Origin of the sequence: Candidatus Nitrotoga fabula, from assembly GCF_905221025.1 — a bacterium.
In the GTDB taxonomy this organism is placed as follows: domain Bacteria; phylum Pseudomonadota; class Gammaproteobacteria; order Burkholderiales; family Gallionellaceae; genus Nitrotoga; species Nitrotoga fabula.
Map to the genome: position 1 here is coordinate 40,244 of NZ_CAJNBL010000034.1, position 11,394 is coordinate 51,637.

Here is an 11,394-nt window from a genome sequence, read left to right on the forward strand (position 1 = left end):
TTTTACTTGAATTATTTCACTTCGCCCCCATCTAACAGCCAAGTTAATCCAAATAGGAGTTCCTGCCATGTCAGAGCAAGATACCAATATACCCGTTTCCAGTTTTTTTCCATTGCTCCCCTTGAGGGACGTGGTGGTTTTTCCTCACATGGTAATTCCACTATTCGTCGGGCGTGCAAAGTCGATTAAGGCGTTAGAGTCTGCCATGGAGTCAGGCAAAAGCATTGTCTTAGTGGCACAAAAAGCTGCTGCCAAAGATGAGCCCGTAGCTGAAGACCTGTATCGCGTAGGTAGTATTGCCAATATTTTGCAAATGCTCAAATTGCCTGATGGTACTGTGAAAGTACTTGTTGAGGGCACGCAGCGCGCAAAAATATTGCAAGTTCTGGACGAGAAAAGCCACTTTGATGCAGATATTGATCCAGTTCCTGTTGATCAAAATCTGGGGAATGAAGCAGAGGCAATGCGCCGTGCGTTAATTGATCAGTTCGATCAATATGTCAAGATTAATAAAAGAATCCCGCCAGAAACGTTAACGTCCTTGGCTGGCCTGGACGATTCCGGACGTCTTGCCGATACAATTGCTGCCCATCTACCGCTTAAACTGGAGCAGAAGCAGGCGATTCTGGAGATTTTCGATGTGCGGAAGCGCCTGGAGCACCTGTTGGGTCTTCTGGAATCAGAGCTGGATATTCTGCAAGTGGAAAAGCGAATTCGCGGACGCGTAAAAAGGCAGATGGAAAAGAGCCAGCGTGAGTACTATCTGAACGAGCAGGTGAAGGCAATACAGAAAGAGTTGGGTGAAGGGGAGGATGGCGCAGATTTTGAGGAGTTGGCAAAGAAAATCAAGGCAGCCCATTTGCCGAAGGAAGCCCGTGCCAAGGCAGAAGCCGAATTGAAAAAATTGCGCCTGATGTCGCCCATGTCCGCCGAAGCAACGGTTGTGCGGAACTATATGGATGTTCTGACTGGTTTGCCATGGAAAAAGAAAACTAAGATCAATACGAATCTGAAGGCTGCTGAGGATGTATTGGAAGCCGATCATTATGGGTTGGAAAAAGTTAAGGAACGCATCGTAGAATACCTTGCGGTGCAGCAACGTGTTGACAAAATGAAAGCGCCTATTTTATGCCTGGTCGGTCCTCCTGGTGTAGGCAAGACTTCGCTTGGACAGTCTATTGCGCGTGCTACGGGACGCAAATTTGTACGTATGGCACTGGGTGGAGTGCGCGATGAATCGGAAATTCGCGGTCATCGGCGCACCTATATAGGGTCCATGCCTGGGAAAATTTTGCAGAACATGTCGAAGGTCGGCGTGAAAAACCCGCTGTTCCTGCTGGATGAAGTGGATAAGATGGGTATGGATTTTCGCGGTGATCCATCTTCAGCTTTGCTTGAGGTTCTCGATCCGGAGCAGAATCACACATTTGTGGATCATTACGTTGAGGTCGAATATGACTTGTCTGATGTCATGTTCGTTGCAACTGCAAATACCATGAATATTCCGGCTCCTCTTCTGGACCGTATGGAAATTATTCACGTATCAAGCTATACGGAAGATGAAAAGGTAAATATTGCAACGCATTACTTGATTCCGAAGTCCATTAAAAATAACGGACTAAAAAATGAGGAAATCAGTATTTCCGAAAGCGCGATTCGGGATATCCTGCGTTACTACACGCGTGAAGCCGGAGTGCGCAGTCTGGAGCGCGAGCTTTCCAAGATATGCCGTAAGGTAGTGAAAGCCTTGCTGGTCAAAGGGCGCGATACCAAGGTTACGGTAAATTCACGCAATTTGGATAAATATCTTGGGGTGCGGCGCTATAGCTATGGAATCGCGGATAAAAACAACCAGGTCGGACAGGTGACAGGCTTGGCGTGGACAGAGGTTGGCGGAGAATTGTTGACAATTGAGACTGCAGTTTTGCCCGGAAAAGGAAACATTACTCCAACAGGGAAACTGGGCGATGTCATGAAGGAATCCATTCAGGCCGCCTTGAGTGTAGTGCGTAGCCGTGCCCGTAATCTGGGGATTGAGGACGACTTCTATCAGAAGACAGATTTGCATATCCATTTGCCAGAAGGAGCGACTCCAAAAGATGGGCCAAGTGCGGGTATTGGAATCTGCACCTCTATGGTGTCTGCGTTAACCGGCATCCCGGTACGTGCAGATGTTGCAATGACAGGTGAAATTACTTTGCGTGGCGAGGTTTTGCCGATTGGTGGTTTAAAAGAAAAGTTGCTGGCGGCACAACGTGGTGGCATAAAAGTTGTGCTTATTCCGCAGGATAATACCAAAGATTTGGTGGATATTCCGGATAATGTCAAGAACAAGCTGGATATTCATCCGGTTAAATGGATAGAGCAGGTGCTGGAAATGGCGCTGGAGCGCAAGCCTGAATCATTGCCTGAGACAGAGCCAGTTACAAAGCCGATCATGGTGGCAGAAGAAAATCGTGCAACGGTTATTAAGCATTAACCGGTAATAAAGCGCAATGAACCGGGATGGGTGCAAGAGATGCCCTGAAGTTACAGGGTGAAATAGAAAATCTTGTGCATGCTATTCCCGGTCTAATTTTGGTTCGTCTGTGGATGTTAGCCGGAATGGACGGTAGATAGCTTTAGTTTGCTGGCGGAAACTTTAAGGCTGGATTGTTTGTGTACAGCATAGATAATGGATGCAGTCGGCTGCATGTCAAACTGGACGCGAGGTAGAAAGCTGAATTCTGTGCTGGTAAATATTTTGGAAATGTATTATAATTTTAAAATTGGGTGCTTAGCTCAGCTGGTAGAGCGTCGCCCTTACAAGGCGAATGTCGGGGGTTCGAACCCCTCAGCACCCACCAGTTTGAGTATTGGAGTGGTAGTTCAGTTGGTTAGAATACCGGCCTGTCACGCCGGGGGTCGCGGGTTCGAGTCCCGTCCACTCCGCCATTACAAGGCGAACGAAAGTTCGCCTTTTTTTATTTTTTCTGCAATAAAACCAATTAACCGGGCGATCGTAAATGTTTGATTTTGTACAGAATAATAAACGGTTTGTGCAAATTGTATTGTTGCTGATTGTTCTCACGTTTACATTTTGGGGTGTGGATAATTACAACAAGTCATCGGATAGCGAAGCGTTAGCTACGGTGAATGGAGATAAGATATATCAGGTTGAGTTCGACCAGGCTATGGCACAGCAGCAGGAAAGAATGCGCCAGGTGATGGGAAGCAGCTTCGATCCGGCCATGTTTGAAAATCCAGAAATCAAGCGTTCGGTTCTGGAGAGTCTGATCAGTCAGCATCTGTTAATGAAGGAAGCGCGTTCGATCGGGTTGACGGTCAGTGAGAAATTGCTAGCAGAGAGCATTGCAGGCATTGATGCATTCCATAAAAATGGAAAATTTGATAAGGAGCAGTACGAAGCCGTGTTGCGTCGTGAAAATATGACTCCCCAGGTATTTGAAGACAGGGTTGCGCGGGAACTATATATGCGCCAGATGATTGGTGGGTATATGCAGAATGGGTATGCATCCCGCACAACTGCGGATAATTTGATCCGCCTGAATGAACAGCAGCGTGTCGTTGCAGTGGCAAGAATTCCTGTCGAACCATATCTGGCTCAGGCGAAAGTAGATGATGCATCGGTGAAGAGTTATTACGATGCGAATCTGAAGGAGTTTGAAACGGATGAGCAGGTGCGTGTGGAGTATCTCACATTTTCAGCTGGAAGCTTGCAGCCGCAAGTCGTGGTGGATGAGGCTGAAATCAAGAAATATTATGATGAGCATCAGAGCGAATTTGGTACCCCGGAGCAACGTCGGGCTGCGCATATCCTGATTTCAATCAATGCAAAGGCATCCGATGCAGATAAGCTGGCTGCCAAGACTAAGGCGGAGCAAATATTGAAGCAGGTTCAGTCTTCCCCCGGCAAATTTCCTGATCTCGCTAAGCAATACTCACAGGATCCAGGTTCCGCTGCAAACGGCGGGGATTTGGGGGAATTTGGCCCCGGGATGATGGTCAAGCCATTTGAAGACGCGGTATACAAATTGAAAGCAGGTGAAATTAGCGGATTAGTGCAAACGGATTTTGGATATCACATTATCAAGCTGCTTGGGGTGACTTCCGCAAAGCTTAAGTCCGTGGACGAAGTAAAGGCGGATATTACCCAAAAGCTTAAAATGCAGAAGTCAAGCGAACTGTTTGCCGGATTGGCAGAAAAGTTTAGCAATATCGTATATGAGCAAAGCGATACGCTCAAACCTGCAGCAGAACTGGTAAAAGTGCCTTTGCAGCAAAGTGAGTGGCTGAGTAAAAAGCAGAGTGGACCCATGCCCTGGACCAGCAAGGCCATGCAGGCTGTGTTTTCTGAAGATGTGTTGAAGAAGAAGCGTAATAGCGCAGCTGTGGAGATTGCACCGGATACCCTGTTTGCGGCACGTTTGCTGGAATACAAACCTGCCAGTACAAAACCGCTTAAGGAGGTCAGCGAAGGCATCCGTCAGAAGCTGTTGAGAAAGCAAGGCCTGGAGCTGGCGATCAAAGAGGGGCAGAAAGTGCTGGCCCAGTTGCAGCGGGGGGAGAAAGTGGATGTGAAATGGACAGCACCGGCCTCAATCACGCGTGTACAGCATGCCGAGTTACAAAATAGTCTGGCTCGCCTCGCTTTCCAGATGGATGCATCTAAGCTTCCCGCGTATGCAGGGGTGGAAAATGAACAGAACGGTTATATCCTGCTGCGCGTGGATGCGGTCAAAGAAGTTGCTGCTGTAGACGACACCAAGCATGTACGCTACATGCATGAACTGCGCCAGATTACGGGTGAAGAAATGTTCCAGGCATTCCTTGCAGACACCAGGAAAGGGGCGGATGTTACCGTTAAGGCTTTTGCTGCTAGCCAAAAATAGGGAATTTGCTTCAGAAGGAAAAGAGCATAGGTAACGCAGGCTTCAGGCAGTCATATACCTTATTCATGCCTGGATTTCAGACTATTTCGATCAATGGGCAAGGTCGAGGGAATGTGCCAAATGGTGCACTCATAAAGGAGTTGTGATAATGCAACAAATTCAAAAAGGGATTACCCTGATTGAATTGATGATCGTACTGGCGATTATCGGAATTCTGGCTGCTGTGGCAATACCTGCTTTTCAGGACAATGAAGTTAAGACCAAACTGTCGCAAGTCCGGTCTGCGCTTGATCCGGTTAAATTGAATCTGTCACAGTATTACCAGAAAAACGGAACCTTTGCAGGTGTGTACTGGAAAGCAACAAATTTGCCCGAAGGAGTGTCAATGCCGGATGAAGTGGAACCAACGGCATTTGCTGTGGACGGCAGGGCTGGAAGCTCGGTAACGATCACCTTTAAAATGCGTGAGGTCAGAGCCGATACCATCGATGGAAAATCAATCACGATAACAGGGTCCGGTAATGACAAAACCAAGAGCGTCACCTGGGCATGTCTTGCGACTCCGCCGGGGTTGGATGCAATTGCCCAGAAGCATTTTGGTTGCCCGTGATTTCTTATGCGGGTATTCTGTTAATAGCCTACCGGTGCGACTTTCAAAAAGTTTGTGTTTCTACAGGTCATGGCTTGATTTCTGCTTCTGGAAGTATGCAAGCATTCAAATTTAATAAGGCTTTTTAGCTTTAGCTGAAGCAATTTCTTTAAATTCCTTTAATTCTTTTTCAATGATCGACAGTTCGCGGAAATCATTACCAGCTTCCTTGGCTAATTCCAGCTGTTCGATTGCACCATGCACATTACCGCGCAGAATGTAGACATGGGCCAATGCGTGATGCTGTTCCTGTCTTTTCCCCAAAGAGGCGTAGATGCGTGCGCTACGTTCATATAGCCGTACATCATTAGGGTAACTGATGACCTGGTCATTGAGAATTCTGATCGCATCATTCAACCGGTTCGATTCCACCAGTAAATCAATGTAATCATAATAGAGCGCCCGGTGCTGTGGGAAATTTTGCGTAGCATTCTGGTAATATTCAATTCCCCCGGTCATTTCTTTTGCCATCCGTCTGATTTTCCCTCCGAGTGTCGCAATCATGGGATTTTGTGAAGTGAGTTCCTGCAGCGGAATAAATTCCTGAGAGGCATTTTCTACTTGACCGGTCCGCAGTAAAGCCAGTACAAGACCATATCGCTGGGCTGTCTGGTTACCATGTTTTTGTTCGCCGATTGCATTCCGGAAGAAACGAATGGCTTCCTGCGGTTGATTCTGCATGGCCCGTAGTTTGGAGCGTACCAGCTGAAAATTCATACTGTCCGGAACCAGCCGGTAAGGGATGGGCTGTACCCGGTTTGCGACATCGGCGATCCGTTCGCTGGTGACTGGGTGGGTGCGCAGATAGGAAGGAATGTTGTTATCCAGCAGGCGCGTGGATTTCTGCAGGCGTTCGAAGAAGATCGGCATGGCGTGTGGGTCAAAGCCGGCCTTTTGAAGCGTGTCAAGGCCGATGCGGTCGGCTTCCCTTTCATGAATGCGGGTAAAGTTCAATTGCCTCTGGATAGCGCCGGCCTGCATTCCTATCATGGCAGCCTGAGACGCTTGAGGATTGCTGCGTGCAGCCAGAATCGCCACGGCAAGAGCCGCCATGGCGGTCAATGTATCCACCTTTTGACCGGCCACCATTCTTGCAATGTGATGCTGGGTTACGTGGGCAATTTCGTGGCCTAGTACCGAGGCAAGCTCAGATTCGCTTTGTGCCATGAGTATCAGACCGGTGTTTACTCCGATAAACCCTCCCGGCAGCGCGAAAGCGTTGATCGAGTTGTCGTTGATGGTAAAAAATTCAAACTCCTGCCCGGGCTCATTACTATGAGAAACAAGCTGGTATCCAATCTGGTTCAGGTAGTCGTTAACTTCGGCATCATCCAGGTAGTCTTTATCCGAGCGTATTTCAAACATGCTCTGTTCACCAATTTTTCTTTCCTGCTGGGGCGACATCACCTCCTGGGAGGTATCTCCCAGATCGGGTAGCCCTTCTGCCTGACATGACAGTGACCATGCAAACATCAACGTGTAAAGCCATTTTTTCATGATGAATTGGATACCTGCTGGTTCCGGTGGTTCCAAAATCTGCTGTTCAGGAGGTAATCATTAGCATGTGGCTTGTATTCTATTTGCCTGAACAGTATTACCGGGCTATGAAAAGGAAGTAATGCTAACTAATCCGCGGATGCAAAGTAGTTTTATGTTCGTATTGAATACTTAAATATTATAAAATAATTTGTATTTAAAAAATTTGGTTGGTCCTATGAATACCAAAGTGCGGAAAGAATGGTTTTACCTTTGTGGCAAGCAGCGTGTATGCCGAAGCTCCTTCCGCGGTTTGGTATGATGGCAGGATACAAAATTAACGATTGTGCATGCAGATATAGTGAATATGAACACCATGGAATTTGATGTCGAACTGGACGCACGTAAACTGAGTTGTCCCTTGCCCATTCTGCGCACCAAAAAGATGCTAGCGCAAATGGAGGGTGGGCAGGTGCTGAAAGTCGTTGCAACGGACAGCAAGTCACCTGACGACTTTGCAGATTTTTGCAAACAGACTGGTAATGTTTTACTGTCCGCTTCGAGTCAGGGGGAAGAATTCATATTTTACCTGCGCCGCAGACAGACTTAACCAAGCTTGTCGAGTTGCGTCTGCAACTGGGTCAGGGTAATGGTGAAACTGTCCATGCGTTTGCGTTCCTGTTCCACCACATGTGGTGGAGCGCGTAAAACAAAATTTTCATTCTCCAGTTTGCCTTTCGCCTTGTGGATTTCATCATTCAGGCGGTCAATCTCCTTGCGCAGACGATCACGCTCGGCATCCACGTCAATTTCGATTTCGAGCATCAGTTTAAAGTTACCGACAACTGCAACAGGAGCATCTGTGTCCGGTAGGTCGTCCAGCAGACTAACGTTGCTTAATTTTCCGAGCGTCTGTAGATAGGGTGAGAAATTTCGGAGGATATCTACGTCACCACTTGCGATGAGCGGTATTCTCTGTGCAGGAGACAGGTTCATCTCACTGCGCAGTTTCCGGCAGGCTGTAACCATTTCCTGAAGCAGGCCGATTTGCTGCAATGCAACCGTGTCAATCTGTTCCTGTACTGCTTGTGAATAAGGCTGCAGCATGATGCTGTCGCCCTGCTTTCCTGCCAGTGGCGCAATTTTCTGCCACAACTCTTCGGTAATGAACGGAATGATAGGGTGTGCCAGACGAAGTATGGTTTCCAGTACGCGCACCAGGGTGTATCGTGTGGCGCGTTGCACCTCATGCGTTCCTGAATGTTCTGGAGAAACGGTGCAGTAATCTGGGCTGAGCTGCACCTTTGCCATTTCCACGTACCAGTCACAGTAGGTGTCCCATACCAGTTCATACAGTGTGCGCGCCGCCATGTCGAAGCGATAATGGTCAAAATGATCTGCCATCTCTGATTCTGCCTGCTGCAGGCGGCTTATCATCCACCTGTCCGCAACATTAAGCTTGACCGGCAGGGATTGATCCAGTCCGATGTCCTGCTCTTTAGAATTCATTAATACGAAACGCGTGGCATTCCACAGTTTATTGCAGAAGTTGCGATATCCTTCGCAACGCTGCAGATCAAATTTGATGTCGCGTCCGTGCGAAGCCAGGCTTGCGAATGTGAAGCGTATTGCGTCCGTCCCGAAGGCAGGGATTCCATTCGGGAAATGTTTGCGTGTCTGTTTCTCTATATTCTCTGCCTGTTTGGGGTTCATCAGATTTTGGGTACGCTTGACTACCAGATCATCCAGCGAAATACCGTCGATGAGGTCCAGCGGATCCAGGACGTTACCCCTGGATTTGCTCATCTTGTGACCCTCGGCATCGCGGATCAGGCCATGTACATATACCTGGCGAAATGGCACCTTGCCGGTGAAGTGCAATGACATCATTACCATGCGTGCCACCCAGAAAAAGATGATGTCAAAACCGGTTACCAGAACAGAGGTCGGCAGAAAGGTTCTCAGTTCTTTGGTGTCGTGCGGCCAGCCCAGCGTGGAGAATGGCCATAATGCAGAGGAGAACCATGTATCAAGCACGTCTTCATCCTGGCGGAGTTCTTTATTGCCGGCCTGCTTGCGCGCTTCTTCCTCGGTACGGGCGACAAACAGGTTACCCTGCTCGTCATGCCATGCAGGGATACGATGCCCCCACCATAGCTGGCGTGAGATGCACCAGTCCTGGATATTGGTCAGCCATTGATTGTATGTATTGGACCAGTTCTCCGGCACAAATTGGATTTCACCCTCTGCAACTGCTTGCAGGCCGCGCTGGGCCAGGCTTTCCATTCTTACAAACCACTGGTCGGTGAGCATGGGTTCAATGATCGTATGGCTGCGGTCTCCGCGTGGCACCATCAGTTTGTGCGGCCTGCTTTCGACCAGCAGGTTTTGCGCAGACAAATCAGCAAGAATTTGTTTGCGTGCATCGAACCGGTCTTGTCCCCGATAAGCGGCAGGCGCATTTTCATTAATTTTTGCATCCAGTGTAAATATATTGACCGGTGTGAGTCCGTGTCGCTGTCCTACGAGATAGTCGTTGAAATCGTGCGCAGGGGTGATTTTTACGCAGCCGGTGCCAAAAGCCGGGTCAACATACTCGTCAGCAATGATGGGAATGGTGCGATTACACAGCGGCAGCTGCAGTCGTCTTCCGATCAAGTGCCGGTAGCGTGCATCTTCAGGATGCACGGCCACTGCAACATCCCCGAGTAGTGTTTCAGGGCGAGTGGTGGCAACGATTAAAGTTCCTTCCCCAATTTCCAGGGGATAGGAGATATGCCACATGAAACCGTCTTCTTCCTGGGAAACAACTTCCAGATCCGAAACAGCCGTGCCCAGCACAGGATCCCAGTTTACCAATCGTTTTCCACGATAGATCAGGCCCTGCTCATAAAGCCTGACAAATACCTCGGTGACCGCTTCGGACAATCCTTCGTCCATGGTAAAGCGTTCGCGTGACCAGTCACACGAAGCACCGAGGCGTCGCATCTGGTGAGTAATCGTGGAACCTGATTCCTCCTTCCATTTCCATACCCGCTCGATGAAATTTTCGCGTCCGATATCCTGGCGTTTAATATTCTGGAAATCCAGCTGGCGCTCTACCACAATCTGTGTGGCGATTCCCGCGTGATCGGTCCCGGGTTGCCATAGTGTATTGTCACCCCGCATGCGGTGGTAGCGGATCAGCGCATCCATCAGGGTATCCTGGAACGCATGCCCCATGTGCAGTGTTCCGGTTACATTGGGTGGAGGCAGCATGATGGCATAAGCGGTTTTTTCGTTTTCCAGTTTTGCCTGGAAATAACCTGCCTCTTCCCATAATGAATACCAGTGGGTTTCGATTTTTTGCGGTTCAAAACTTTTTGCGAGTTCCATTTTGTCGGTGCGTGAATTGTTTCTGTCGTGGGTATTGATATCAGGTGGGATTATACCGGATGAAAAAGGTGGGGGCTGGCAGGAAATCTGCGCCCGAATAAATTCAGGCAGGTCCGTTTTAACGTCGCCCCATGCTTTCTGCCATAGTGCATCAAAATGTGAGGATAGTTTTGCACGAAGCAGGGACTCCAGTTTTGGCGCGATCTGTGCTGCCAGCTGCTGGCATTGCGCTTCAGAGAGATTGGGAAATTCTGCGTGCCCGAGCAGGGGGGGGGAATATTCTTCGGTGATGACATCGGTTAGGGTTGGTATTTCCGGTGAATTTACATCGGGTTCGCTGGAGCATTCGTTTATCCTGCTGGAACGATCTGGCTGTTCGGGTGGATGGCTCATGGCTGCCTATGAAAAAATTACAGAAATTTTTTGGGGGGTGTCGCTCGTTGGAGGTAAATTCACCGGCGGATGGATGTCATGTGGAGTTCTTTGAACTTCTGCTCAGATCAACATGACGTATGGTATAGCCGTGATCCCGGTAAAAGCAAAAGCGAATCCGGCCCAGGCGTGCATCCTCTGTGTCCTGGCTGACTATTTCGATTACTCGTTTGAAGCGGCTGAAGAACGGTAAACATGTCGAATGCAGGCTGATCAATACTTCATGGTGTGGAAAAATTTCATCCTGATGGCTGAGTATAATGGGCATCCTGGAGGAATTTTCAGTATTGTTTCGGCAATGTGGCAAGAAAGAAGTGGCCGGATAGGTCCATAGAAGTTCGTCCAGCGCTTCCAAGGTCGATTCATGTGGCGTATGCACAAGTACACGCAGCCCGTTTTGCACGGCTTTTTGGCTAAGGTTGCAGACGGTGTGCAGTTTGTCATTCACGCCGGTGTAAAAATCCACCTGAGTCATAATGTTAGCGGACGCATGGGTTTGATCTGGATGATAGCCTGCAAGTCGAATTTTCAGGCACCGGGTTGTGCGGACTTGCATGAAGCCTTCTCCAT

General features: G+C 48.7%; 7 protein-coding genes and 2 tRNA genes. 6 read left to right on the forward strand and 3 right to left on the reverse strand.

Features of this window, described 5'->3' with window-relative positions; translation table 11 throughout:
* The first annotated feature begins 67 nt into the window (after positions 1–67).
* The 5 genes from lon (at position 68) to KJA68_RS08090 (ending at position 5,502) form a co-directional block, all read left to right on the forward strand.
* Complete coding sequence (lon, locus tag KJA68_RS08070; RefSeq protein ID WP_213036426.1) at positions 68–2,479, forward strand: endopeptidase La; 2,412 nt, start codon at positions 68–70, stop codon at positions 2,477–2,479.
* 291 nt (positions 2,480–2,770) lie between these two features.
* Positions 2,771–2,846 (forward strand) — tRNA-Val (locus KJA68_RS08075).
* An 11-nt stretch (positions 2,847–2,857) separates the two neighbouring features.
* Positions 2,858–2,934: transfer RNA gene (locus KJA68_RS08080), tRNA-Asp, on the forward strand.
* 71 nt (positions 2,935–3,005) lie between these two features.
* Positions 3,006–4,892 (forward strand): SurA N-terminal domain-containing protein, encoded by a 1,887-nt coding sequence (locus tag KJA68_RS08085; RefSeq protein ID WP_213036427.1) that lies wholly within the window; start codon positions 3,006–3,008, stop codon positions 4,890–4,892.
* Between the two features lie 148 nt (positions 4,893–5,040).
* The gene (locus KJA68_RS08090) at positions 5,041–5,502 is read left to right on the forward strand and encodes a pilin (RefSeq protein WP_213036428.1); all 462 of its coding nucleotides are present in this window, start codon (positions 5,041–5,043) and stop codon (positions 5,500–5,502) included.
* A gap of 111 nt (positions 5,503–5,613) precedes the next feature.
* On the opposite strand, the gene KJA68_RS08095 is transcribed toward KJA68_RS08090, so the two are convergent.
* Positions 5,614–7,038, reverse strand: a complete 1,425-nt coding sequence (locus tag KJA68_RS08095) for a beta-barrel assembly-enhancing protease (protein ID WP_213036429.1) — start codon at positions 7,036–7,038, stop codon at positions 5,614–5,616.
* 355 nt (positions 7,039–7,393) lie between these two features.
* Here KJA68_RS08095 and KJA68_RS08100 point away from each other — a divergent pair, with 355 nt between their 5' ends.
* Entirely contained in the window at positions 7,394–7,627 is a 234-nt protein-coding gene (locus tag KJA68_RS08100; RefSeq protein ID WP_213036458.1) for a sulfurtransferase TusA family protein, read from the forward strand.
* Here KJA68_RS08100 and KJA68_RS08105 read toward each other — a convergent pair.
* Both KJA68_RS08105 and KJA68_RS08110 read right to left on the reverse strand, forming a co-directional pair.
* Positions 7,624–10,392: a valine--tRNA ligase gene (locus tag KJA68_RS08105; RefSeq protein WP_213036459.1), complete on the reverse strand. Its 2,769-nt coding sequence runs from the start codon at positions 10,390–10,392 to the stop codon at positions 7,624–7,626. The genes KJA68_RS08100 and KJA68_RS08105 overlap by 4 nt on opposite strands.
* A 469-nt stretch (positions 10,393–10,861) precedes the next feature.
* Complete coding sequence (locus KJA68_RS08110) at positions 10,862–11,380, reverse strand: DNA polymerase III subunit chi (RefSeq protein WP_246487113.1); 519 nt, start codon at positions 11,378–11,380, stop codon at positions 10,862–10,864.
* Positions 11,381–11,394: the final 14 nt, after the last annotated feature.

Coding starts and splice junctions, on each gene's coding strand:
- KJA68_RS08110 (WP_246487113.1), bottom strand. CDS start 11,380: ATGCAAGTCCGCACAACCCGGTGCCTGAAAATTCGACTTGCAGGCTAT.
- KJA68_RS08095 (WP_213036429.1), bottom strand. CDS start 7,038: ATGAAAAAATGGCTTTACACGTTGATGTTTGCATGGTCACTGTCATGT.
- lon (WP_213036426.1), top strand. CDS start 68: ATGTCAGAGCAAGATACCAATATACCCGTTTCCAGTTTTTTTCCATTG.
- KJA68_RS08100 (WP_213036458.1), top strand. CDS start 7,394: ATGGAATTTGATGTCGAACTGGACGCACGTAAACTGAGTTGTCCCTTG.
- KJA68_RS08090 (WP_213036428.1), top strand. CDS start 5,041: ATGCAACAAATTCAAAAAGGGATTACCCTGATTGAATTGATGATCGTA.
- KJA68_RS08105 (WP_213036459.1), bottom strand. CDS start 10,392: ATGGAACTCGCAAAAAGTTTTGAACCGCAAAAAATCGAAACCCACTGG.
- KJA68_RS08085 (WP_213036427.1), top strand. CDS start 3,006: ATGTTTGATTTTGTACAGAATAATAAACGGTTTGTGCAAATTGTATTG.